This is a genomic window from Zoogloea sp., from assembly GCF_041911615.1.
Classification (GTDB): Bacteria; Pseudomonadota; Gammaproteobacteria; order Burkholderiales; family Rhodocyclaceae; genus Zoogloea.
In genome coordinates this window covers 1-24,668 of record NZ_JAYROR010000119.1, presented here as the reverse complement: position 1 = coordinate 24,668, position 24,668 = coordinate 1, and the positions used below count along the sequence as shown (strand labels likewise).

The 24,668-nt window shown below is 69.2% G+C and carries 21 protein-coding genes; 10 read left to right on the top strand and 11 right to left on the bottom strand.

The annotated features are described in order from the left end of the window. Nucleotides 1-248, bottom strand: a 248-nt coding sequence (locus ACE3P2_RS15390; RefSeq protein ID WP_374266015.1) for a hypothetical protein, incomplete at its 3' end; no start/stop codon positions are given. Between the two features lie 149 nt (nt 249-397). Here ACE3P2_RS15390 and ACE3P2_RS15385 point away from each other — a divergent pair. Then, a complete protein-coding gene (locus ACE3P2_RS15385; protein WP_374266013.1) occupies nt 398-1,573 on the top strand; it encodes an HPP family protein in 1,176 nt (391 codons plus the stop codon). A gap of 78 nt (nt 1,574-1,651) precedes the next feature. On the opposite strand, the gene ACE3P2_RS15380 is transcribed toward ACE3P2_RS15385, so the two are convergent. The 3 genes from ACE3P2_RS15380 to ACE3P2_RS15370 form a co-directional block, all read right to left on the bottom strand. Further along, nucleotides 1,652-1,918, bottom strand: a complete 267-nt coding sequence (locus ACE3P2_RS15380) for a DUF2249 domain-containing protein (protein WP_374266011.1) — start codon at nt 1,916-1,918, stop codon at nt 1,652-1,654. 165 nt (nt 1,919-2,083) lie between these two features. Beyond that, complete coding sequence (locus ACE3P2_RS15375) at nt 2,084-3,391, bottom strand: homoserine dehydrogenase (RefSeq protein ID WP_374266009.1); 1,308 nt, start codon at nt 3,389-3,391, stop codon at nt 2,084-2,086. 100 nt (nt 3,392-3,491) lie between these two features. Beyond that, nucleotides 3,492-4,784, bottom strand: a complete 1,293-nt coding sequence (locus ACE3P2_RS15370) for a pyridoxal phosphate-dependent aminotransferase (RefSeq protein WP_374266007.1) — start codon at nt 4,782-4,784, stop codon at nt 3,492-3,494. Between the two features lie 108 nt (nt 4,785-4,892). On the opposite strand from ACE3P2_RS15370, the gene ACE3P2_RS15365 reads away from it, so the two are divergent. The 4 genes from ACE3P2_RS15365 (at nt 4,893) to ACE3P2_RS15350 (ending at nt 11,601) form a co-directional block, all read left to right on the top strand. Continuing rightward, the gene (locus tag ACE3P2_RS15365; protein WP_374266005.1) at nt 4,893-5,270 is read left to right on the top strand and encodes an Mth938-like domain-containing protein; all 378 of its coding nucleotides are present in this window, start codon (nt 4,893-4,895) and stop codon (nt 5,268-5,270) included. Nucleotides 5,271-5,357: 87 nt separating this feature from the next. Then, a complete protein-coding gene (locus tag ACE3P2_RS15360) occupies nt 5,358-5,813 on the top strand; it encodes a peroxiredoxin (RefSeq protein ID WP_374266003.1) in 456 nt (151 codons plus the stop codon). Between the two features lie 33 nt (nt 5,814-5,846). Then, the gene (locus ACE3P2_RS15355) at nt 5,847-7,265 is read left to right on the top strand and encodes a PhoH family protein (RefSeq protein ID WP_374266001.1); all 1,419 of its coding nucleotides are present in this window, start codon (nt 5,847-5,849) and stop codon (nt 7,263-7,265) included. Nucleotides 7,266-7,452: 187 nt separating this feature from the next. Beyond that, entirely contained in the window at nt 7,453-11,601 is a 4,149-nt protein-coding gene (locus ACE3P2_RS15350; protein ID WP_374265999.1) for a PAS domain S-box protein, read from the top strand. Nucleotides 11,602-11,613: 12 nt separating this feature from the next. On the opposite strand, the gene mnmH is transcribed toward ACE3P2_RS15350, so the two are convergent. Then, nucleotides 11,614-12,669 carry a tRNA 2-selenouridine(34) synthase MnmH gene (gene mnmH, locus ACE3P2_RS15345; RefSeq protein ID WP_374265997.1) on the bottom strand — a complete coding sequence of 352 codons (1,056 nt, stop codon included), beginning with the start codon at nt 12,667-12,669 and terminating at the stop codon, nt 11,614-11,616. A 36-nt stretch (nt 12,670-12,705) separates the two neighbouring features. On the opposite strand from mnmH, the gene selD reads away from it, so the two are divergent. Beyond that, nucleotides 12,706-13,755 carry a selenide, water dikinase SelD gene (gene selD / locus ACE3P2_RS15340; RefSeq protein WP_374265995.1) on the top strand — a complete coding sequence of 350 codons (1,050 nt, stop codon included), beginning with the start codon at nt 12,706-12,708 and terminating at the stop codon, nt 13,753-13,755. Between the two features lie 437 nt (nt 13,756-14,192). Here selD and ACE3P2_RS15335 read toward each other — a convergent pair whose 3' ends face one another. After that, nucleotides 14,193-15,701: an acetyl-CoA hydrolase/transferase family protein gene (locus tag ACE3P2_RS15335; RefSeq protein WP_374265993.1), complete on the bottom strand. Its 1,509-nt coding sequence runs from the start codon at nt 15,699-15,701 to the stop codon at nt 14,193-14,195. Nucleotides 15,702-15,841: 140 nt separating this feature from the next. Between ACE3P2_RS15335 and ACE3P2_RS15330 the strand changes: the two genes are divergently transcribed. Both ACE3P2_RS15330 and ACE3P2_RS15325 read left to right on the top strand, forming a co-directional pair. After that, on the top strand, nt 15,842-16,738 hold the full coding sequence (locus ACE3P2_RS15330; protein ID WP_374265991.1) for a LysR substrate-binding domain-containing protein: 897 nt from the start codon (nt 15,842-15,844) through the stop codon (nt 16,736-16,738). Nucleotides 16,739-16,790: 52 nt separating this feature from the next. Then, nucleotides 16,791-17,240 (top strand): MaoC family dehydratase, encoded by a 450-nt coding sequence (locus tag ACE3P2_RS15325; RefSeq protein WP_374265989.1) that lies wholly within the window; start codon nt 16,791-16,793, stop codon nt 17,238-17,240. 16 nt (nt 17,241-17,256) lie between these two features. Here ACE3P2_RS15325 and ACE3P2_RS15320 read toward each other — a convergent pair whose 3' ends face one another. Then, a complete protein-coding gene (locus ACE3P2_RS15320) occupies nt 17,257-17,934 on the bottom strand; it encodes an alpha/beta hydrolase (protein WP_374265988.1) in 678 nt (225 codons plus the stop codon). Between the two features lie 163 nt (nt 17,935-18,097). Here ACE3P2_RS15320 and ACE3P2_RS15315 point away from each other — a divergent pair, with 163 nt between their 5' ends. Together ACE3P2_RS15315 and ACE3P2_RS15310 are read left to right on the top strand one after the other, a co-directional pair. Then, a complete protein-coding gene (locus ACE3P2_RS15315) occupies nt 18,098-20,008 on the top strand; it encodes a DUF294 nucleotidyltransferase-like domain-containing protein (RefSeq protein ID WP_374265986.1) in 1,911 nt (636 codons plus the stop codon). A gap of 5 nt (nt 20,009-20,013) precedes the next feature. Beyond that, nucleotides 20,014-20,655, top strand: coding sequence for a 3'-5' exonuclease (locus ACE3P2_RS15310; protein WP_374265984.1), 642 nt, complete (start codon nt 20,014-20,016; stop codon nt 20,653-20,655). 97 nt (nt 20,656-20,752) lie between these two features. Here the strand turns inward: ACE3P2_RS15310 and ACE3P2_RS15305 are convergent, their stop codons facing one another. The 4 genes from ACE3P2_RS15305 to ACE3P2_RS15290 all read right to left on the bottom strand — a co-directional run. Next, nucleotides 20,753-21,961, bottom strand: a complete 1,209-nt coding sequence (locus ACE3P2_RS15305; RefSeq protein ID WP_374265982.1) for a 3-oxoadipyl-CoA thiolase — start codon at nt 21,959-21,961, stop codon at nt 20,753-20,755. A gap of 22 nt (nt 21,962-21,983) precedes the next feature. Then, entirely contained in the window at nt 21,984-23,498 is a 1,515-nt protein-coding gene (locus ACE3P2_RS15300; protein ID WP_374265980.1) for a 3-hydroxyacyl-CoA dehydrogenase, read from the bottom strand. A gap of 4 nt (nt 23,499-23,502) precedes the next feature. Continuing rightward, nucleotides 23,503-24,273: an enoyl-CoA hydratase gene (locus ACE3P2_RS15295; RefSeq protein WP_374265978.1), complete on the bottom strand. Its 771-nt coding sequence runs from the start codon at nt 24,271-24,273 to the stop codon at nt 23,503-23,505. Nucleotides 24,274-24,287: 14 nt separating this feature from the next. Continuing rightward, nucleotides 24,288-24,668 (bottom strand): electron transfer flavoprotein subunit alpha/FixB family protein (locus ACE3P2_RS15290; protein ID WP_374265976.1); only part of this gene is annotated, 381 nt, incomplete at its 5' end.

The window sequence follows — 24,668 nt, the reverse complement described above, 5'->3', positions numbered from 1 at the left end:
CCCGCCAGCACGCCGACCGCCGCCGCACCGGCCAGCTGGGCCGCCAGCGGCAGACGGTGGATCGTCGGCTCGGCGCCGCCACTGCGGGTGAGCACCGGCACGAAGTGCCCCATCGCCGCGAAGATCAGCGGCATCGCCCCGAGCGCGAAGGCGGCATGCGCCACCGCGGCCGGCGCGGCGCCCGTCAGCGCCAGCCCGATCGCCAGCGCGAAGGCCGCCACCGCGCCACATCCCAGGTAAATCAGCACTGCCTTTCCTCCCGTCCCGTTGTCGCCCATGCGTCCCCGCTACCCTGCCACGGGGCACGCCGGACACACCAAACCCACGTCAAGGCGGGCCGAGGCGAAAACTATCAGACTTGTCGCCCACCGGCCCAACGATTCCCGCTCCCGTCCCCATGCACCGCGCCCTCACCCGCTTCGCCCGCCGCTACCTGTTCGCCGACGCCGCACCGCTCTCCCCAGCCGAACGCCGCCGCAGCACCCTGGCCGCGCTGCTCGGGGTGATGATCTTCGAGGGCGTGCTGTTCGTGCTGCCGGTGGCGCCCGAGATCCGGCGTCTGCTGGCGCCGCTGGGCGCCACCTCGGTGATCCTCTTCGTACTGCCCCATAGCCCGCTGGCCCAGCCCTGGTCGGTGTTCGGCGGGCTGATGTTGCCGGCGCTCACCGGCTTCGCCTGCGGCAGCTGGCTGCCGGCCGGCTGGCTGGCGGTGGGCGTGGCGGTCACCGTGTCGGTGTGGCTGATGGCCTGGCTGCGCTGCCTGCATCCGCCCGGCGGCGCGATGGCGATCGTGATGGCGAGCGCCGCCGCCCAGGGCCTCGACGCGGCGAGCAGCCTCGGAGGCGCCGCCTGCAACGCCCTGGCGATGCTGATGGCCGCCACCGCCGTCAATAATCTGATTCCCGGCCGCCACTACCCGCTGTGCTCGCCGGCGCCCACGGCGCCCAAGCGTCCGCCGCGCAGCGCCGCCGGCATCCAGCATCCGGACCTGGCCGCCGCGCTGGCCGAGATCGACGCCTACCTGGACGTGAGCGAGGACGATCTGGCCGAGGTGTTCCAGCGCGCCGCGCGCCACGCCTTCCATCGCCACGTGCTGCTGACCTGCGGCGACGTGATGGAAGCGGCCCCGCTGCGCGTCGATTTCGCCACCGGGCTCAACGAGGCCTGGCGTCTGATGCAGCGCCACAACCTGCGTCACCTGCCGGTGGTGGATCGTGGCCAGCGGGTGATCGGCCTCGTCGGACTCGAGGACTTCCTGCGCCACGTGACGCCCGACGACGGCCCGCGCATCGGCGACAGCGTGCGCCGCCTGCTGCGCCCAACCCCGGGCACCCACACCAGCAAGCCCGAGGTGGTCGGCCAGCTGATGCTGGCCCCAAAGGACGGCCTGCGCTGTCTGCGCACCACCGACGGCATCGCGCTGGCGGCGGATGTGCTGGGCCCCGGCCATCAGCCCTGCGTGCCGGTGGTGGACGACGGCGGACGTCTTGCCGGACTCGTCACCCCGACCACGATGACCGCCGTGCTGTTCCAGCACGAAGCCCTCGATTACGTGCGTGGCGACGCGGCGTGAACGCCCCGTCGCGCACGATTCGCGCAAAAAAGGGAACAATCCGGAATCGATTGCTCCCTTCATTGCAACAATCGCCGCTCAGGCCACCTTGGCGAAATCGATCACGATGGCGCCCGGCTCACGCTGTTGATAGGTGATCGTCACCTTCTCGCCGTAGCGCTGCTGGAGCTGGCCGAGCAGCGGGATCGGGTCGTGGTCGTTGCAGAAACGCATCGTCTCGCCGGGCATCAGCGCGTCGAGCGCCCCGAAGATCGCCGCGTGGCGGAAGCGCTTGGCAATGCCGCGGGCGTCGAACGGATACAGGGCTTCGGCGGTGGTGTGGTTGCAGACGTGGATGGTTTGCATGACGACTCCTGGCAAGTGATTTAAATCCGACTGAATTTGTCGGGTATCGTCAGTGTGCCGCCACGGGCTGCCGAATTCCTTGATCTGGATCGGGTTGGCACCCACCACGCGCCCATGAAAAAAGCCGCCCGCAGGCGGCTTTCGTCAAACCATGCAATCCGGGGATTACAGGTTTTCCAGGCGCAGGCGGGTCACCTTGCCGGTCACCGAATCCAGGCCCTCGATCTTGGCGATCGCCGCGACCATGTTCTTCTCGATGGTCAGGTGGGTCAGGATGATGATGTCGGTCTGGGATTCGCCCTCTTCCGGCTCACGCTGCAGCATGGCGTCGATGGAGATCGACTGGTCGGCCAGGATGCGGGTGATGTCGGCCAGCACGCCCGGCTTGTCGAGCACGCGCAGGCGCAGGTAGTAGCTGGTCTCGACCTCGTCGATCGGCAGCACCGGCAGTTCGGAGATCTGGTCGGGCTGGAAGGCCAGGTGCGGCACGCGGTGCTCGGGGTCGGCGGTGTGCAGGCGGGTGACGTCGACCAGGTCGGCGATCACCGCGGAGGCGGTCGGCTCGGCGCCGGCGCCCTTGCCGTAGTACAGCGTGGCGCCGACGGCGTCGCCCTGCACCAGCACGGCGTTCATCGCGCCTTCGACGTTGGCGATCAGGCGCTTTTCGGGGATCAGCGTGGGGTGCACGCGCAGCTCGATGCCCTGCTCGCGGCGGCGGGCGATGCCCAGCAGCTTGATGCGGTAGCCGAGCTGCTCGGCGTACTTGATGTCCACGCCGTCGAGCTTGCTGATGCCCTCGACGTAGGCCTTGTCGAACTGCACCGGCACACCGAAGGCGATGGAGGCCATCAGGGTGGCCTTGTGGGCCGCGTCGATGCCCTCGATGTCGAAGGTCGGATCGGCTTCGGCGTAACCCAGGCGCTGGGCCTCGGCCAGCACGTCGGCGAACGGCAGGCCCTTGTCGCGCATCTCGGACAGGATGAAGTTGGTGGTGCCGTTGATGATGCCGGCCAGCCACTGGATGCGGTTGGCCGACAGGCCTTCGCGCAGCGCCTTGATGATGGGGATGCCACCGGCCACGGCGGCTTCGAACGCGACCATCACGCCCTTCTTCTGGGCGGCGGCGAAGATCTCGTTGCCATGCACGGCGAGCAGCGCCTTGTTGGCGGTGACCACGTGCTTGCCGTTCTCGATGGCCTTGAGCACGAGCTCCTTGGCCACGCCGTAGCCGCCGATGAGTTCGACGACGATGTCGATCTCGGGATCGGCGACGACCGCGAAGGCATCGGCGGTCAGCTTGACGCCGTCACCGGCAACCTTCTTCGCCAGCTCCAGGTTCTTGTCGGCCACCGTGGTGATGCGGATCGGCCGGCCGGCGCGGCGGGTGATTTCTTCTTCGTTGCGCGTGAGGACGGTGAAGGTGCCACCGCCGACGGTGCCGATGCCCAGGAGGCCAACATTGATGGGTTTCATTGTGCAGGTAGGTGTGAGGAGTAAGGGGTTAGGAGTAAGGGCGGCGGAGGCGGAGGCGGAGTGAGGGAGGAACGTGCTCCTCACACCTCACTCCGACTCCTTACAGCCCATGACGCTTGCGGTAACCGTCGAGGAAGCGGGCGATGCGGCCGATGGCGTCGCGCAGGTCGTCCTCGTGGGGCAGGAACACCAGCCGGAAGTGATCCGGGGCCGGCCAGTTGAAGCCGGTGCCCTGCACCAGCAGCACGCGCTCGGCTTCGAGCAGCTCGGCGATGAACTGCTGGTCGTCCTGGATCGGGTACATCTTCGGGTCGAGCCGCGGGAACATGTACAGCGTGGCCTTGGGCTTGACGCAGGAGACGCCGGGGATCGCGGTGATGAGCTCGTAGGCCAGGTCGCGCTGGCGACGCATCCGCCCGCCGGGGGCGACCAGGTCGTCGATGCTCTGATAGCCGCCCAGCGCGGTCTGGATCGCGTACTGGCCGGGCACGTTGGCGCACAGGCGCATCGAGGCCAGCATGTTGAGGCCTTCGATGTAGTCGGTGGCCGGACGCTTGTCGCCGGACACCACCATCCAGCCGGCGCGGTAGCCGCAGGAGCGGTAGTTCTTGGACAGGCCGTTGAAGGTGACGGTCAGCACGTCCTCGGACAGCGAGGCGATCGAGGTGTGATGGATGCCGTCGTACAGCACCTTGTCGTAGACCTCGTCGGCGTAGATGATGAGGCCGTGCTCGCGGGCGATGGCAACGATCGCCTTGAGGGTTTCGTCGGGGTAGACGGCGCCGGTCGGGTTGTTCGGGTTGATCAGGACGATGGCGCGGGTGTGCGGGGTGATTTTGGCGCGGATGTCGTCCAGGTCGGGCAGCCACTCGTTGGCCTCGTCGCAGACGTAATGCACCGGCGTACCGCCGGACAGGCTGACCGCGGCGGTCCACAGCGGGTAGTCGGGCGCCGGCACCAGCACTTCGTCGCCGCTGTTGAGCAGCGCGTTCATCGACATCACGATGAGTTCGGAAACGCCGTTGCCGACGTAGATGTCTTCCAGCGTCACACCCTTGATCTGCTTCTGCTGGGTGTAGTGCATGATCGCCTTGCGGGCCGCGAAGATCCCCTTCGAATCCGAGTAACCGGCCGCGTTGGGCAGGTTGCGGATCATGTCGAGCTGGATTTCCTCGGGGGAATCGAAGCCGAACGAGGCCAGGTTGCCGATGTTCAGCTTGATGATCTTGTGACCCTCGTCCTCCATCTTCTTCGCCTTCTGCAGCACGGGGCCGCGGATGTCGTAGCAGACGTTGGCGAGTTTGTCGGACTTGCGGATTGGTTGCACGGCGGTTTCCGTTTCCTTTGATGGCGCGGGCTGGGCGACAGCGCGCGACTTGGGGTGGCGACTCATGGCGGCGGGCGTCGGCGGCAGCCAGCGCGGCCACGACGCAAAGCTATAATGTTACCCAAGCCACCCTGACCGGGCAAATCAGCGCCCGCCCACCCTCGACAAGCCGCCATGAAACTCCATCTCGACAAGAGCGACCAGTACAACACCATCGCCCGCTACGACGCCCGCCACGTGATGATCGGCCCCAACCGATACGAAAGCAGCGTCATCGTCACGCCGCAGCGCATCGAGACCGACTGGCACGCGGGCGACTTCGCCGCCCTCGACGAAGCCGCCTTCGCGCGCCTCGCCGACCTCGGCTGCGAGATCGTCATCCTCGGCACCGGCCTGCGCCAGCGCTTCCCGCACCCGCGCCTGCTGCGCCCGCTGATCGCGGCAGGCATCGGCATCGAGGCGATGGATCTGGGCTCCGCCTGCCGCACCTACAACATCCTGGTGGCCGAGCACCGCAACGTGGCCGCGGCCCTGCTGTTCGACCCCGCCTGACGGGCGTTCGTAACGCATCGAAGATTGTCAGCCCGCCCGCTTGCGATTAGGCTGGAGCCGGAACACCCCATCGTTTCCGGAGACACCATGCTCGATCAGGCCGCGCCCGACTTCACCCTTCCCGCCACCGGCAACCAGACCCTCAGCCTGTCCGCCCTCAAGGGCCAGAAGGTGGTGCTGTACTTCTATCCCAAGGACAGCACCCCCGGCTGCACCACCGAGAGCCAGAACTTCCGCGACCTGCACGACGAATTCCGCGCCGCCGGTGCCGTCGTGCTGGGCATCTCGCGCGACGGCCTCAAATCCCACGACAACTTCCGCGCCAAGCAGGCGCTGCCCTTCGACCTCGTCTCCGACCCCGACGAGACCGCCTGCAACCTATTCGGCGTGATGAAGCTCAAAAACATGTACGGCAAGCAGGTGCGCGGCATCGAACGCAGCACCTTCGTCATCGACGCGGCAGGCATCCTGCGTCGCGAATGGCGCGGCGTGAAGGTGCCGGGCCACGCCCAGGAAGTGCTGGATTACGTCAAGACGCTGTAAGCCCCTCCCACGACCGCCGAGAACAACGACATCATGGCCACCCGACGCTCCGCGAAGTCCAAGCTCCCCGCCACCAAGCTGTTCGTCCTCGACACCAACGTGCTGATGCACGACCCCACCAGTCTGTTCCGATTCGAGGAGCACGACATCTTCGTGCCGATGATGACCCTCGAGGAACTCGACTCCAACAAAAAGGGCATGTCGGAAGTCGCCCGCAACGCCCGCCAGGCGAGCCGCTCACTGGACGAGATCGTCAATAGCTGCCCCGAAGGCATCGAGGACGGCATCGGGCTCGCCGGCCCGTCGGCCGACCTGGCCAGCGGCCGGCTGTTCCTGCAGACCGAGGCCATCGACGTCAAGCTCCCCGCCGCGCTGCCCACCGCCAAGGGCGACAACCAGATCCTCGCGGTGGTGATGCACCTGTTCGAGAAGTACGACCGCAAGCGTCCGGTGATCCTCGTCACCAAGGACATCAACATGCGCATCAAGGCCCGCGCGCTGGGCCTCGCCGCGCAGGATTACTTCAATGACAAGGTCCTCGAGGACACCGACCTCCTCTACACCGGCACCAAGGAAATCGACACCGCCTTCTGGGACGCCAACGGCAAGGACATGGAATCCTGGAAGCAGGACGGCCACACCTACTACAAGCTCAAGGGCCCCGACACCGCCGACCTGCTGGTGAACGAGTTCGTCTTCCAGGAAGGCGAGCAGCCACTGCAGGCCTGGGTGAAGGAACGCAACGGCCGCAGCCTCACGCTGGAGACGCTGGTCGACTATTCCCACCAGAAGAACAACGTGTGGGGCATTACCGCGCGCAACCGGGAGCAGAACTTCGCCCTCAACCTGCTGATGAACCCGGATATCGACTTCGTCACCCTGCTCGGCCAGGCCGGCACCGGCAAGACGCTGCTCACCCTCGCCGCCAGCCTCACCCAGGTGCTCGAGACCAAGCGCTACTCCGAGATCATCATGACCCGCGTCACCGTGCCGGTGGGTGAGGACATCGGCTTCCTGCCCGGCACCGAGGAAGAGAAGATGGCTCCGTGGATGGGCGCGCTCGAAGACAACCTCGACGTGCTCAACGGCACCACCGGCGAAGGCGGCGAGTGGGGCCGCGCCGCCACGCGGGATCTGATCCGCAGCCGCATCAAGATCAAGTCGCTCAACTTCATGCGCGGGCGCACCTTCATCAACAAGTTCCTCATCATCGACGAGGCCCAGAACCTCACCCCCAAGCAGATGAAGACCCTCATCACCCGCGCCGGCCCCGGCACCAAGGTGGTGTGCCTGGGCAACATCGCGCAGATCGACACGCCCTACCTCACCGAAGGCTCGTCGGGTCTCACCTACGTGGTGGACCGCTTCAAGGGCTGGCCGCACTCCGGCCACATCACCCTGCAGCGGGGCGAACGCTCACGCCTCGCCGACCACGCCGCCGAGGTGTTGTAGGCGATCGGCATTCCACGACCGCGCAAACGCCATAAAGACTTTCATTCCGGTGCCGTAAGCCCTTAACGGAAGCGGGTCGGGGCTCCCCGACCCGCAACCCTGACATGGAGGCAGCCAGCCGGCGGGCCCGGCCGGAGGAGAGCGCATGGTGGTAGATTCGAAACAGATTGACCGACGCCCCGTGTCGATGGCGCACTGGGGACTCGTCGTCGCCCTGCTCACCACCGCCTTCGCGCTCGCCTACCTGTCGTGGGCCAACTACCACGACGCCCTCAAGAAGGCCGAAGCCACCGCCGGCGGCATCGCCCGGGTCAACGCCTTCGCCCTCGACACCACCCTCACCACGGCCGACATGCTGCTGGCCGAGACCGCCTCGATCCTCGCCCCGCGCATGGAAAACCCCGGCGCCCTGCGCAGCACCTGGCGCGACGAGGCCCAGCGTCTGCGCCATTATCTGGCCCGGGTGCCGCAGGTCAGCAGCATCCGGGTGTTCGACGCCGCCGGCGAGCTGATCCTGTCCACCGACGAGATGCCGCGCCAGATCAACGTGGCCGACCGCAGGCACTTCCAGCAGGCACGCGAGCACCCCGGCAACGGCCTGATCCTCTCCGAAGTGGTCGTCTCCCGCACCACCGACCGCAACGCCGTGATCCTGCTGCGCGCCATCGTCGATCCCCAGGGGCGCTTTCTCGGCGTAGTCAGCACCCCGCTCGACCTGAGCTACTTCGAACGCCTGCTCAGCGACGCGCAACTGGGCAGCGACGGCGCAGCCGCCATCCGCCGGCTCGACGGCACCCTCGTCACCCGCCAGCCCTATGTCGCCGGCAGCATCAATCGCTCCGAACCCAACCACCCCGTCCAGCAGCACATCGGGCGCGGCGAATCGTCGGGCACCCTGGTCAACGCCGGGCAGTTCGACGGCATCGTCCGGATCGCCAGCTACCAGCGGCTCGAACATTTCCCGCTCTACGTGGTGGTCGGCATCTCGCGGGCCGACATCCTGCACGCCTGGCTGTGGCGTGCCGCCGCCGCCACGCTGGTCGCCCTGTCGCTGCTTGCGGTGCTCACCGCCTACCGGCGCATGGCGCGCAGCAACCGCCTGCTCCAAGACGTGATGGATGCCGCCTCCGGCGTCTCGATCATCGCCACCGACGGCAGCGGCAAGATCACCCTGTTCAACCGCGGCGCCGAGAACCTGCTGGGTCACACCGCCGCCGAAGTCATCGGCAAGGCCCGGCTCGACGACTTCCACCTGCAGCGCGAACTCGACCTGCGCCGCCGCGAACTGGCCATCGGCGAGACCGGCGGCCACTTCCGGGCCCTCACCGTCGTGCCCGACCAGGCCGGCGCCGAGCAGCGCGACTGGACCTACCGACGCAAGGACGGCAGCCTCGTTCAGGTCGCGCAGATCATCACCCCGATCACCGCCGGCGGGCCGCGCTCCGCGGGCTACCTCTGCGTCGCCCACGACATCGAATCCCACAAGCGCGCCATCGGCCTGCAGGCCGTGCAGAACCGCGCCCTCGAACTGATCGCCAACAGCACGCCGCTGCCGCGCATCCTCGACCAGCTCGTGCGCGGCCTCGAAGCCGAATCCGCCGGGCTGCGCTGCGCGATCCTCCTGTTCGACGCGGCCAGCGGCACCCTGCGTCCCGGCGCCGCGCCGAACCTGCCCGAATCCTTCCACCGCGCCGTGGACGGCCTTTTCATCGGCGCCGACCGCAACGCCGCCGCCAATGCCGCCTTCCTGCACGACGCGGTCCTGGTCGACGACATCCAGCGCGACCCGCGCTGGACGCCGCTCCACGCGGCGGCCCAGGACGCCGGCCTGCACGCCTGCTGGTCGTCCCCGATCCTCGACGCCGGCGGGCACCTGCTCGGCACCTTCGCGATCTTCAGCCCGCAACCGGCCATCGACACCCGCGCCGCCGAACGGCTGGTGGATGTCGCCACCCACACCGCCGCCATCGGCATTGCCAGCATCCGCGCCGCCGCCGCCCTCGAAGCCAGCGAAAAGCGGATGCGCCTCGCGATCCACGCCGCCGACATGGACGCCTACGAATATGTCGCCGCCACCGACCGGGTGCACCGCAGCGGCGACATCACGGCCGCCTGGGGGCTGCCCAGCGAAGGCACCGGCCAGCACTATTTCGCCCTGATCCACCCCGACGACACCGCGGGTTTCTTCGCCGCCCTGCGCGGCATCAGCCCCGCCGCGCCCGACTACGCCATCGAATACCGCCTGCGGCACGCCCGGGGGCACTACATCTGGGTCGCCGACTGGGCCAGCGCGGTGTTCGACGAGCACGGCAAGGTCGACCGGGTCTTCGGCGTGTGCCGCGACATCAGCGAACTCAAGGCCCTCGAGACCGAGCTGCACCAGCACCAGCAGAACCTCGAACGCCTGGTCGCCGAGCGCACCGCGCAGCTCTCCAGTTCCGAAGCCAACATCCGCCTGATCCTCGAATCCACCGCCGACGGCGTCTACGGCGTGGACACCCACGGCCGGGTCACCTTCATCAACCCCGCCGCCTGCCGCATGCTCGGGCTCGACGCCGAGAGCGTCATCGGCCAGCACATCCACGCCCTGGTGCATCACCGCCACGCCGACGGACGCCCCTATCCCGTCGCCGACTGCCCCACCAACCTCACCCTGCGCCGCGGCGAGACCGTCACGATCACCGACGAGGTCTACTGGCACCGCGACGGGCACGCCGTGCCGGTGATCTACTCCACCCACCCGATGATCCGCGACGGGCACATCGTCGGCGCGGTGGTCAGCTTCATGGACGTGACCGAACGCCGCGCGCTCGAGGAAGCCCGCGAACAGGCCCGCCTCGCCGCCGAGCGGCTGGCCCAGGTCAAGAGCGAATTCCTCGCCAACATGAGCCACGAGATCCGCACCCCGCTCAACGGCATCCTCGGCTTCGCCCGCATCGGCTACCGCGATAGCCGCGAACCCGCCACCCGCGACGTGCTCTCCCACATCCTCGACTCGGGCAAGCTGCTCCTGGGCGTGGTCAACGACATCCTCGACTTCTCCAAGATCGAGGCCGGCAAGCTCCACCTCGAAGCCGTCGCCATCGATCTGCCCGCCCTGCTGCGGGCCACCGCCGCCAGCTTCGACGAGCGCGCCCAGAGCAAGGGCCTGCGCCTGACGGTGCACATCACCCCCAGCCTGCCCGCCAGCTGCACCACCGACCCGCTGCGGCTGGGCCAGATCCTCACCAACCTGCTCTCCAACGCCGTCAAATTCACCGAGCACGGCGAAGTCACCCTGCACGCCGAACGCCAGGACGACACCCTGCTGCTGCGGGTCAGCGACACCGGCATCGGCATCGCCGAAGCCCAGCTCGAACAGCTCTTCCGCGCCTTCGAGCAGGCCGACACCTCCACCACGCGCCGCTTCGGCGGCACCGGGCTCGGTCTCGCCATCACCCGGCGCATCGTCGATCTCTTCGGCGGCCGCATCGACGCCCACAGCCAGCCCGGCCAGGGCAGCCGCTTCGAGGTGCGCATCCCCTACATTCCCGGAACCCTGCTGCCCATGCACCTGCCCGCCCTCAAGGTCGCCACCGCCACCGAACGCCTCGCCGGCCTCCACGTGCTCGCCGCCGAGGACAACGAAGTCAACCAGATGGTCCTCGAGGACATGCTGGTCTCCGAGGGCGCCCGGCTCGTGATGGTGGAAAACGGCCGGGCCGCGGTCGAACGGATCGCCGCCGACGGCCCCGACGCCTATCAAATCGTGCTGATGGACATCCAGATGCCCGAAATGGATGGCTACGAAGCCACTCGACGGATCCATCAGCTCGACCCGGACCTGCCCGTCGTCGGCCAGACCGCCCATGCCCTCGCCGAAGAAAAGGCCAAGTGCGCCGACGCCGGCATGGTTGCCCACGTGGCCAAGCCGCTCGACCTGGACACCCTGGTCGAAGCCGTACTCCGCCACGCCCGCGCGCCCCGCCACGGCCACGTCGCCCCCCCCACGCCGGAGGCCGGGCCGCCGCCGCAGATCGACCGCGCCGCCCTCGCGGCCCGCTACGCCAACCGTCCGGAATTCATCGCCAAGCTGCTTGGCGTGTTCGCCACCGCCAGCGCGCGCACCCTCGAACGCCTGCAGGACGCCATCGCCAGCGGCGAGCCCGCCCAGCTCGCCCCCGTCGCCCACGCCATCAAGGGCTCCGCCGGCAACGTCATGGCCGCCGCCCTGGCCGAGCAGGCCCGCCTCACCGAGCACGCCGCCCGCGACGCCCGGCCAGAGGCCTTCGCCCTGGCCGCCGAGCTGCGCACCCGACTCGAAGCCACCCTCGCCGAGATCACCCGCGCGCCCTGAGCGGGCAGGCGCTCAGGACCCCGCCAGTTGCCGCGCCGCCGCCGCGAGGCTGGCCGCATCGAGGCGCGCCAGCGGCAGATCGCGCCCCGCCGCCAGATTGCGATACAAGCCCTCGCCACCGCGGCGGTAGGCCGGATCGTAATGGCGCACCACCAGCGCCTCGGCCAGCTCGGCCCACGCGCCGGCCGTCACCATCGCCTGCCATGCCTCGACCTGCGCATGGCCGTGCTGGGGCGTCAGGCGCTCGAGCTTGCGGATGAAATCCTGCGGATCGGCGATCAGGTCGGCATAGCGCTCCAGCAAGTGCTCGACCCGCGCCGCCAGCGGCGCCTGCACGCGCACGCAGGCGCCGTCGCGCAGATGCTCGAAAAGCACCGCGGGCACGTGCAGCCGGCCCACCCGGCGGCTCTCGGATTCGGCCCACACCGGCCGCGCCGGATCGAAGCCACGCAGCGCCGACCACAACTGCGTCTCGAAGGTCTTCTGGCCGGGCTGCTCGGCATGGAGCTCACCGCCGAGCACCGAACCGCGATGCCGGGCCAGGCCCTCCAGGTCGAGCACCTGCTCGCCCGCCGCCGCCAGCGCGTCGAGCAACGCCGTCTTGGCGCTCCCCGTCGGCCCGCACAGGATGCGGAAATCCCGCCCCACCGGCAGGGTGTCCAGCGCCTCGATGACCCGCTGCCGGAACGCCTTGTAACCGCCCTCGAGGCGCCGCGCCCCCCAGCCGATCTGCCCGAGCACCAGCGTCATCGAACCGCTGCGCTGGCCGCCACGCCAGCAGTAGATCAGCGGTTTCCAGTTTTTCGGCTTGCTGAGAAAATGCGTTTCGATGTGGCGGGCGATGTTCCGCGACACCAGCGCCGCGCCCAGCTTGCGCGCCTCGAACGGCGACACCTGCTTGTACAGCGTGCCCACCTGGGCGCGCTCGGCGTCGTCGAGCACCGGACAGTTGATCGCGCCGGGGATATGATCCTCGGCAAACTCAGCCGGCGAACGCACGTCGATGATCGCATCGAACTCGTCCAGCCGATCCAGGCTGGCGGAAAAATGAGCGGACTGGGAAGACACGAGAAGCCCAACTGTTTGAATGAACGGAAAAAAGAGATGACCGAAGCCCCCCTGCGACTCACCGAATTGTCTCACGGCGGCGGATGCGGCTGCAAAATCGCCCCCGCCGTGCTCTCCGAAATGCTGGCGCACATGCCGGCCGCCCAGCCCTTCGCCAACCTGATGGTGGGCACCGAGACCGCCGACGACGCCGCGGTCTGGCGCCTCAACGACGAGCAGGCGCTGATCGCCACCACCGACTTCTTCATGCCCATCGTCGACGACCCGTTCGATTTCGGCCGCATCGCCGCCACCAACGCGCTGTCCGACGTCTACGCCATGGGCGGCACCCCGATCATGGCGCTGGCCATCGTCGGCATGCCGGTGGGCAAGCTGCCGCTGTCGGCCATCGGGCGCATCCTCGAAGGCGGTGCCAGTGTCTGCGCCACGGCCGGCATTCCGGTGGCGGGTGGCCACAGCATCGATTCGCCGGAGCCGATCTACGGCCTCGTGGCGCTGGGCATCGCCCACCCGGACATCATCAAGCGCAACGCCGACGCCCGCGAAGGCGACGTGCTGATCCTCGGCAAGCCGCTGGGCGTCGGCATCCTCGGTTCGGCCATGAAGAAAGGCGTGCTGGATGCCGACGGCTACGCCCAGATGATCGCCACCACCACCCGCCTCAACACCGTCGGCCCCGCGCTCGCCAAGCTGGCGGGCGTTCATGCGCTCACCGACGTGACCGGCTTCGGCCTGCTCGGCCACCTGCTCGAGGTATGTCGCGGCGCGGGCCTCGCCGCCACCGTGCAGGTTGCCGACGTGCCGATGATGCCGGCCGCCGTGCCCTTTGCGAAACAGGGCATCGGCCCCGGCGCCATTGCCCGCAATCTGGCCAGTTGCGGCGAGGCGGTGCGCTTCGGGGAAGGCGTGGAGAGCTGGCAGCGCAGCGTGCTGGCCGACGCCCAGACCAGCGGCGGCCTGCTGGTGGCCTGCGATGCGACGAGCGCCGACGCGGTGCTGGAAACCTTCCGCGCCGGCGGCTTCGGCGACGCGGCGGTGATCGGCCGGGTGCACGCCGGTCCGGCCGAGGTGCGGATCGTCGGCTGAACCGCCGGCCAAGCACAGGGTATCGCGCTCGAGGCATTCAGCCTTGGGCGCAAGCAACAAAGCCTTGCCGGCATGGCGACAAGCCTTGCCCGCAAGGCTTTTAGTTTTGGGACGCGAGGCTCGAGGCCTTGCGCTCGCAGCCCGGCGCCTTGCGGCCAAGGCGCCCGGCTTGGCGCACCGAGCGCCGGGCCCGTCGCGCAGCGCAAACAGGCGCGCGACCGCAGCACAAGCCTGCGCCGCAGCGGGTGGGATCAAATCCGGGGTGCCGCACAAGCGGCAGCGGAAACCAGCACCGCGCTCCGCCGGGAGGGAGAGCGGAACGCGGGTGGTCTTGGGGGAGATACGCAGGCGTTACAGCCGGACTCCGGATCGAAGGGCGCTTTCGACAACCGAAGAAGCCGGGAGCGCGGCCTGCCCGCGCTCCGGTTTAGGGTGAATCAGGCGGCCGCAGTCTCGCGGCTGTCGGCCAGCATCGACCCGCTCTGGGCGTAACGCAGATGCCAGGCGAAGGCTTCCTGCAGCAGCTGCGGGGTCTGGCCGCCGTGGCGGCAGGCGCGCAGGAAGTAGTCCCACAGCAGGTCGCGGTAGAGCGGGTCGGTGCAGTTGTAGATGATCTGGCGGGCGCGCTCGCGGGGCGCGAGGCCACGCAGGTCGGCCAGGCCGTGCTCGGTGACGATGATGTCGGTGTCGTGCTCGGTGTGATCCACGTGGGTCACCATCGGCACGATGCTGGAGATCGCGCCGCCCTTGGCGATCGACTTGGTGACGAACACCGACAGGTGGGCGTTGCGGGCGAAGTCGCCGGAGCCGCCGATGCCGTTCATCATGTGGGTGCCGCCCACGTGGGTGGAGTTCACGTTGCCGTAGATGTCGCATTCCAGCGCGGTGTTGATGGTGATGAGGCCGAGCCGGCGGATCACCTCCGGATGGTTGCTGATCTCCTGCGGGCGCAGGACCAGGCGCGACTTGTAGTGCTCGATGTTGCCCAGCACGCGCTCGTAGCTATGCTTCGACAGGGTGATCGACGAAGCCGACGCAAAGGAGAGGCGGCCGTCGTCGAGCAGTTCGACGGTGGAATCCTGCAGCACCTCCGAGTACATCTTCAGATCGCGGAAAGGCGAATCGAGCATGCCGTGGAGCACCGCGTTGGCGATGGTGCCGATGCCGGCCTGCAGCGGCTGCAGCGACGGCGACAGGCGGCCGGCCTTCACTTCGCGGCCCAGGAAGGCGTTCAGGTGGCCGGCGATGGCGTTGGTCTCGGCGTCCGGCGGCAGCACGTTGGAGGGGCTGTCGGCCTTTTCGGTGATGACGATGGCGACGATCTTCTCCGGGTCCACCGGAATGAACGGCAGGCCGATGCGCTGCTCCGGCGCGATCAGCGGAATCGGCAGGCGATGCGGGCGGTAGGTGGGGATGTAGATGTCGTGCAGCCCTTCGAGGCCGTGGGGCATCGTCAGGTTGATCTCGACGATGATCTTCTTTGCCAGCACCGCGAAGCTCGCCGAGTTGCCCACCGAAGTGGTCGGCACGATGCCGCCGTTCTCGGTGATGGCGGTCGCCTCGACCACCGCGATGTCCACCGGCGCGATCTGGCCGGAGCGCAGTTGCTCGACGGTCTCGGACAAGTGCTGGTCGATGAACATCACCTCGCCGGCATTGATCTTGCGGCGCAGGGTCGGGTCGGACTGGAAGGGGATGCGGCGGCTGATCACGTTGGCGTCGGTCAGCACCTTGTCGATGTCGTTGCCCAGGGACGCGCCGGTCATCAGCGTGATCTGCAGCGGTTCGTTCGCGGCCCGCTCGGCCAGCGCGAAGGGCACGGCCTTGCAGTCGCCCGCACGGGTGAAGCCGCTCATCCCGACGGTCATGCCATCCTTGAACAGGGCGGCGGCGGCCTCCGGCGACATGATGCGATCACGCAGGCGGGCAAGACGAATACGATCCATGGGCATTGCTGTTTTCTCCGATCCTCGATTTTCGGGGGCCCGCCTCGGCGGACGGGTTCGCGCGGCGGAGTATAGAAGCGCGGCACAAGTCGTGTTATGACTTAAACTACTTACATCCAGTCGTTTTTTTCATTGAACAAATGGACCTGCGCGCCCTCCGCTACTTCGTCGAGACCGTCCGCCAGAACAGCTTCACCCTCGCCGCCGAGCGGCTCAACGTCACCCAATCGACGGTGAGCAAGATGATCCGCCAGCTCGAGGACGAGATCGGCCAGCCGCTGCTGATCCGCGACGGCCGCCAGCTGCGCGTCACCGACGTGGGGCGGATCGTCCTCGAACGCGGTCAGGAAGCCCTCGGCACCATGACCCGCCTCACCCGCGAGGTGGGCGACCTGCGCGATCTGGTGCGCGGCGAGCTCACGGTGGGCATCCCGCCGATGGTCAATCTGCTGTTTCCGCCGGTGGTGACGACCTTTCGCGCCCGCTACCCGTCGGTGAGCCTGACCCTGCGCGAGGACGGCGGGCAGGTCATCGAGCAGCAGGTGGCCGCCGGCGAACTGGAAGTCGGCGCCACCCTGCTCCCCGCCGACCCGGCGCTGGGGCTCGCCGCGCGCAGCTTCGGGCGCTACCCGCTGTGCGTCGTCGGCAGCGCCCGCGCCGGCTGGGCACGCTCCGGCGCGGTGTCGGTGGCCTCGCTGCGCGACGAAGCGCTGCTGCTGCTGGGCGACGATTTCTCGCTGACCCGGCGGATCCGCGAGGCCACCCGCGCGGCCGGCTTCGAGGCCCGTGTCGCCGCCCAGAGCGGGCAGTGGGATTTCCTCGTCGCGCTGGCCGCCACCGGGCTCGGCACCACGCTGATCCCGGCGCCGCTGCTGGCCCGCCTCAAGCTGCCCGGCGACCTGGCCGTGCGCCCCCTCGCCGAGCCGCAGCTCGACTGGCACGTGGCGCTGATCTGGCAACCCGGCCGCTACATGTCCCACGCCGCGCGGGCCTGGCTGTCCACCTGCGACAGCGCCCTCGCGATGCCGGCACCGTGACGGCCGGCGCGCTACCATCGCCCCTCGAACTCCAACCCCAGGAGACCCACCGATGGATACCCGCTACCTCGACGACCTCAAGCCCGGCGACCGCTTCGTGAGCGGCGGATTCACCTTCACCGAAGCCGCGATCATCGACTTCGCCTTCCAGTTCGATCCCCAGTCCTTCCACCTGGACGCCAACGCCGCGGCCGACTCGCCCTACGGCGGGCTGATCGCCAGCGGCTTTCACTCCATCGCGGTGTGCTTCCGGCTGTTCATCCAGAGCGGCGTGTTCGCCGAATCGAGCATCGGCTCGCCGGGCCTCGACGAGCTGCGCTGGCTGGCGCCGGTGCGTCCGGGCGACACCGTGCACAGCGTCGTCGAAGTGCTCGACGTGCGCCCGTCGAACTCCAAGCCAGACCGGGGCATCGCCCGCCTGCGCTACAGCGCGGTGAACCAGCGCGGCGAGACGGTGCTGAGCTTCATCGGCAACAACCTGCTCAAGCGCCGGCCGGCCTGAGCATCCCGACGCGCCCTCAAGCCGTCAGCACGGCGGCCAGCCAGTTCTCGATGTCGCGCACCTCTTCGAGGCACAGGCTGTGCTCCATGCGGTAGCTCTTCCAGGCGAGCGGATAGCCCGCCTCGGTCAGCTGCTCCGCCGAACGGCGGCTGAAATCGTGCGGAATCACCGGGTCGTGGGTGCCGTGGGCCATGAAGATCGGCACGTCGCGGTTCGCCGCGCTCGCCTCGGCCGCCAGGGTGTCGGCCAGCGGCAGGTAGGTGGACAGCGCCAGCACCCCGGCCAGCCGACTGCCGTGGCGCAGCGCGGTGTGCAGCGCGATCGCCCCGCCCTGCGAAAAACCCGCCAGCACGATGCGCTGGTCGGGAATCCCGCGGGCGTTCTCGCGGGCGATCAGCGCCTCGACCTGCGCCGCCGACTCGATCACGCCCGCCGCATCCTCGCGGCGGCCGCTGAAATCCTGCGACAGGATGTCGTACCAGGCGCGCATCACGTAACCCCCGTTGATCGTCACCGCGCGCTCCGGCGCGTGGGGAAACACGAAGCGCGTCGGCGGCAGGCGATCCAGATCGAACTCGTCCACGACCGGCTCGAAATCGTGGCCATCGGCGCCCAGGCCGTGCAGCCAGATCACCGCGTGGGTCGGGGTCGGGCCGCTGCTGAGTTCGACGGCGGGCAGAAGGGTGGCGCTCATGGCAAATCCCGTAAAAGTGACGATCCGCCGATTCTAACCGCGGCGGATGTCACGCCGCCCGCCTTTGCTGCGCCGCCATATCCCTGATTTTTTGCGCCAGATCATGACGGCCGGGCAGGGCCGGCGTACATTTACAGGCTTTATCCCTGTAGCGTCAGAGTTTATGGAAAACACCGCCGCCGACACCCTGATCCGAACCACCCTCGAGTTCCTGCGCCAGCACGCACCCTTCGACCGGATGGAGACGGACGCGCTGCGTTTTCTCGGCGAGCGGCTCGCCACGGCCTATTACCCGGCCGAAGCCGAAATCCTGATGCCCGAGGACGGCCCGCCACGTTTTTTCTACATCGTCTATCGCGGCAAGGTGCAAGCCCGCCAGGTCGGCGCCGTCGCCGTCACCGAATACGCCACCCTGACCCTCGGCCCCGGCGAGGGCTTTCCGATCGGCGCCATCTCCGCCGGCCGGCCCTCCACCAACGCCTACGTCGCCGTCGAGGACAGCTACTGCTTCCAGCTCCCGGCGGCCGACTTCCTGCGCCTGCAGGAGCTCTCGCCCACCTTCCAGATCTTCTGCACCCGCTACATCGCCAGCCTGATGAGCCAGTCGCGCGAGCAGCTCCAGGCCCACTTCTCGCAGCGCGCCGCCGAGCAGCAGACGATGACCACCTCGCTCGCCAACCTCGTCAAGAAGGCGCCGGTCTTCGTGCGGCCCGACGTGGCCACCCGCAGCGCCCTCGAGAAGATGGCCGAGGCCGGCGTGGGCTGCCTCGCCGTGGCCGGCGACGACGACAAGCCCGTCGGCGTGCTCACCCAGAGCGACATCCTCAAGCGCATCGTGTTGCCCGGCTTCGACCTCGCCCGGCCCATCGCCGACGTGATGACGACCCCGCCCCACACCCTCACCGCCAGCGCCAGCGCCTACGACGCCGCCCTCGAAATGGCCACCCACGGCGTACGCCACATTCTGGTGGTCGACAACGAGGACACCCTCAAGGGCGTGATCTCCGAGCGCGATCTCTTCGCCCTGCAACGCATCGGCCTGCGCCAGATCCGCGCCGGCATCGAGAGCGCCGCCGACGTGCAGGCCCTGCAGCGGGCCAGCCGCGACATCCGCCAGCTCGCCCTCAACCTGCTGGCCCAGGGCATCGGCGCCGAACAACTCACCCAGTTCATCTCGGCCCTCAACGACGCCCTCACCCGCCGCATCCTCGAACTCAACCTCGACCGCCACGATCTCGAAGGCGTCGAATACGCCTGGCTGGCCTTCGGCTCCGAAGGCCGCCACGAGCAGACCCTGTCCACCGACCAGGACAACGGAATCCTCTTCACCCTGCCCGAGTGGGCCGACAAGGAACCGCTCAAGCTGCGCCTGCTGGCCTTCGCCAAGGACGTGAACAACGACCTCGCCGCCTGCGGCTTCCCGCTCTGCGAAGGCAACATCATGGCCAGCAACCCCGAGCTGTGCCTCACCTTCGAAGAATGGCGCGAGAAGTTCGGCCAGTGGATCCGCGAACCCCACCCCGAGGCGCTGCTCAACGCCACCATCTTCTTCGACTTCCGGGTGCTCTACGGCGAGGAAAAGCTCGCCCACAAGCTGCGTCACTGGCTGCTCTCGATGACCGGCGGCAACCCCGCCTTCCTGAAGGCCATGGCCACCAACGCGCTGGACGTGTCGCCCCCGCTGGGCAAGATCCGCGACTTCGTCACCGACGACGACCCCAGGCACCCCGGCACCATCGACCTTAAAAAGTTCGGCGCCCGTCTGTTCGTCGACGCCGCCCGCGTGCTCGCGCTGCGCACCGGCGTCGATGCCACCAGCACCGCCCAGCGCCTGCGCCAGGCCGGCACGCGCATCGGCATGCCCGCCGAGGAACTCGCCGCGATGGCCGACGGCTTCCACTTCATCCAGCTCCTGCGCCTGCGTCACCAGCACCTCGACACCGACCACGGCGCACCCGGCGACAACCGCGTCAAGCCCGACGACCTCAACGAACTCGACCGCCGCATCCTCAAGGAAGCCTTCCGCCAGGCCCGCAAGATCCAACTCCGGCTCAAGCTCGACTACCAGATCTGACCACCATGAACTGGCTCTCCCGATTCCTGCCCGGCGGCGGCCCCAGCCTCAGCCCGGTCCAGCAAGGCACCCTCGAAACCATCGCCGCCTTGCCCGCGCCCGACCTCAACCGGGTCCACTACGAAACCCGCTACGTCGTCGTCAATGCCGAAGTCGGCCCCGAGGGCGGCGCCGAGGGCGGCGCCCGCGGCCTGCTCGCGGTGGGCGCCGTCGCCATCACCCAGGGTCTGCTGCACCCCGACGACGCCTTCCAGGCCCGCCTCGGCAGCGCCCCGGCCGACGCACTGATCGGGCTGCTGCGCTTCATCGCGCGGGCGCCGGTGGTGGTCTTCAACGCCCAGTTCAACCAGGGCAGCCTCGAACGCGCCTTCGAACAGCACCTGGGCAGCGCCCCCGTGCTCGAATGGCTCGACCTGCTGGTGCTGCTCCCCAGCCTCTACCCCGAGCGTATCGACGGCCAGGCGCGCATGGACGCCTGGCTCGCCGCCTTCGGCATCCAGCGCCTCGAACGCAGCGCGCTGCTCGAAGCGTTCGCCGTCGCCCAGCTCCATCAAGTCGTCCTGGCCCGGGCCGGCGCCCAGGGCCTCACCACCGCCGGCGACCTCGTCGAAGCCCAGAGCAGCCGCAAGTGGCTGCGCGGCGCCTAATCCGCCTGCGCCACCGGCAGGAAGAAACCGAACGACGCGCCAGCCGGGACACGGGCTGCGTCCAGTTCGTCCAGGCTCCAGTGCCGTGCAGGCGATTTCAGCCCCTTATCCGCTCCAGCACCACCGCGATCCCCTGCCCCACGCCGATGCACAGGCTCACCACCGCGTAGCGGCCGCCACGCCGTTCGAGCTCCCGCGCGGCGGTGAGCACCAGCCGCGCCCCGGACGCACCGAGCGGATGGCCGATGGCGATGGCGCCGCCGTTGGGATTGATCCGCGGATCGTCCTCGGCCAGCCCCAACAACTTGAGGCAGCCGAGCACCTGGGGCGCGAAGGCCTCGTTGATCTCGATGACGTCCATGTCGGCCAGCGTCAGCCCGGCCCGCGCCAGCGCCTTGGGGATCGCGTAAGCCGGGCCGACGCCCATGATGCGCGGCTCGACGCCGCTCACCGCGCCGGCGAGGATGCGCGCCTGGGGCTTTACGCCGGCCTTGTCGCCAACTGCAGCCGAGCCGATCAGCAGCGCGGCGGCGCCGTCGTTGATGCCGGAGGCGTTGCCGGCCGTCACCACGCCGCCTTCGGCCAGCGGGCGCAGCGCCAACAGCGCCGCAAAGTCGCTCGACGGGCGCGGGTGTTCGTCGGCGCTCACCACTCGCGGCGGGCTCTTGCGGCCGGTGGGCACCTCGATGGGCACGATCTCGCCGGCATAGAAGCCGGCTTCCAGCGCCGCCGCGTAACGGGTCTGGGACGCCGCGGCAAAGCGGTCGGACGCCTCGCGGCTGATGCCGAACTCGGCCGCCACGTTGTCGGCGGTCTCGGGCATCGCGTGGTTGTCGTAGCGCGCGATCAGGCGCGGATTGGGAAAGCGCGCGCCGATGGTCGTGTCGAAGACCCGGAAATCCCGGCTGAACGGTGATTCGGACTTGGCCACCGCAAAGGGTGCGCGGCTCATGCTCTCCACGCCGCCCGCCACGTACAGGTCGCCCTCGCCGCAGCTCACGGCGCGGGCCACATCGAGCACCGCGGCCAGGCCGCTGCCGCACAGGCGATTGACCGTCTGGCCCGGCACCGAGGGCGGTAGCCCGGCGAGCAGCGCGGCATGGCGACCCACGTTGCGGCTGTCCTCGCCGGCCTGGCAGGTACAGCCGAGCACCACGTCCTCGATGGCGTCCGGGGCAAAACCGCTGCGGGCCACCACTTCGCGGATCACGGTGGCGGCGAGGTCGTCCGGGCGGACGGCGGCGAGGCTGCCGGCGTGGCGGCCGATGGGCGAGCGCAGGCCGGCGTAGAGATAGGCGTCGAGCATGAAATGTCCTTGTCGGGTGAAATCAGGATTCGGGGGTGAGCAGCGAGACGCCCAGGCGCGCGCGGCGGACCAGCCACGGGCTCGGGCGGTAGCGCGGATCGCGGTAGAAGGCGTGGAGGCCGTCGAGGATCGCCAGCACCGTGGCGGCGCCCAGCCGGTCGCCCAGGGCCAGCGGGCCGAGCGGGTAGCCGAGGCCCAGCGTCACCGCGGCGTCGATGTCGGCCGGCGTGGCGATGCGCTGCTGGGCGATGTCGCAGCCGATGTTGACGACCATCGCCACCACCCGCTGGGCGACGAAGCCGGCGCTGTCGTGGATCACGCTGACCGCCGCGCCGCCGTGGCCCAGCGCCGCCCACACCGCGTCGCGAAAGCCCGGCGCGGTGACCGGCGTGGTCATCAGCGTGAGGTGGCCCTCCATGAAGAGCGGATCGACCGCCAGGGTGCGATACGGGTCGAGCCCGGCGTCCAGCGCGGCGCCGGTAGCGTCGCCGCCCACCGGAAAGACCACGCAGGCGGATTCCGGCCCAGGCTGCGCACCCTCGTCGAGCACGACGCCCGGCGCCAGGCGCGCCAGCAGCGCAGAACGCCGGGCCGGGTCGGCGCCATCCACCCACAGCGGAGTCGACGTCAGCGCCGGCAGCGGTGCGGCGGGTGGCATATCTGCCTTGCCGTCGGTGTAGGTGTAGAAGCCCCGCCCGCTCTTGCGCCCGAGCAGCCCGCCGGCCAGGCGCTGACGGGTGATCGGCGACGGGCGGTAGCGCGGCTCCTGGTAATACTGGTCGTGGATCGACTCCATCACCGGGTGCGACACATCCAGGCCGATCATGTCCATCAACTCGAAGGGCCCCATCCGGAAGCCGGCGCCGCGCAGGATGCGATCCACGTCGGCGGGCTGGGCGATGCCTTCGCCGAGCACCCGCAGCCCTTCGGTGAGCAACCCGCGCCCGGCGTGATTGACCACGAAGCCCGGCGTGTCGCTGGCCCGCACCGGCCGGTGGCCGAGGCGCCGGGCGAGGCCCGTCAGCGCGTCGCCCACCCGGGTATCGCCCACGGCGCTGTCGATCACCTCGACCACCTTCATCAGCGGAACCGGGCTAAAGAAGTGAAAGCCGCCTACCCGCCCCGGCAGGCGGCAGGCGCTGGCGATGGCGGTGACCGACAGGGACGAGGTGTTGGTGGCGAGCACGCAGTCGTCCGTCACAACGCCTTCCAGGTCGCGGAACAGGGCGCGCTTGGCGTCCAGGCGCTCGACGATGGCCTCGATCACCAGCGCAGCGCCCGCCAGATCGGCGAGCGCGGTGGCCGCGTGCAGGTGCGCGACCGCCCCGTCACGGGCGGCCGCGTCGAGCCGGCCCTTGGCGCGCAGGGTGTCGAAGGTGGCGGTGATGGCCGCCACGGCTTCGTCGGCGGCGCCCGCGCGGGTGTCGAAGAGCTGCACGTCGATGCCCGCCTGGGCGGCGATCTGGGCGATGCCGCGGCCCATCAGGCCGGCGCCGACGACACCGATCGCCAGTTGTTGGCTGTCTGGATCGAACATCGCGTCACGCCCCCACGAACTGCGGCGCGCGCTTTTCGAGGAAGGCGTGCATGCCCTCCTTCTGGTCGCGGCTCGCAAACAACAGCTGGAAGGCCTTGCGCTCCAGCATCAGGCCGGTCTCCAGCGAGGCATCCTCGCCGGCGATCAGCACCTCCTTGATTTGCGCCACCGCCAGCGGCGGGCGGCTGGCGATGAGCGTGGCCAGTTCCAGCGCCCGGGCCTGCACCTCGGCGTCGGGCACCACCTCGCTCACCAGCCCCATCGCATCGGCCTCGCGGGCCGACACCGGCAGGCCGGTGAGGGCCAGCTTCATGGCCTTGAACTTGCCCACCGCGCGGGTGAGCCGCTGGGTGCCGCCGGCGCCGGGCATCACGCCCACCTTCACCTCCGGCTGGCAGAAGGAAGCGCCCTCGCCCGCGACAATGATGTCGGCGTGCATCGCCAGCTCGCAGCCGCCGCCCCAGGCGAGGCCATTCACCGCGGCGATCACCGGCGTCGGGCACGCGGCGATGGCCTGCCACAGGCGGTGGGTCTGGCGCAGCATGATCTCGATGGCGCCGCGGTCCGCCAGATCACGCAGATCGGCCCCGGCGGCGAAGATGCGGTCGCCGCCGGTGAGCACGATGGCGCGCACATCCGGATCGGCACCCAGCGCCGCAAACTGCTCGGCCAGCCCGGCGCGCACCGCCTGATTGAGGGCATTCCGCGCTTCCGGCCGGTTGATGCGCACCACGGCCACGTGCTCGGCCGGGCGTTCGACGATGACTTCGTCCATGACGCCTCCGCCCCTCACAGCGCCGCGACCAGCTGCGGCACGGCTTCGAACAGGTCGGCCACGAGGCCGTAGTCGGCCACCTGGAAGATCGGGGCTTCGGGGTCTTTGTTGATCGCGACGATCACCTTGGAATCCTTCATGCCCGCCAGGTGCTGGATGGCGCCGGAGATGCCCACCGCCACGTACAGCTGCGGGGCGACGATCTTGCCGGTCTGGCCGACCTGGTAGTCGTTGGGCACGTAGCCGGCATCGACCGCGGCGCGGCTGGCGCCCATCGCGGCGCCGAGCTTGTCGGCCAGCGGTTCGAGGGTGGCGCGGTAGGCATCGCCGCTGCCCAGGCCACGGCCGCCCGAGACGATGATCTTGGCGGCGCCCAGCTCCGGGCGGGCCGACTT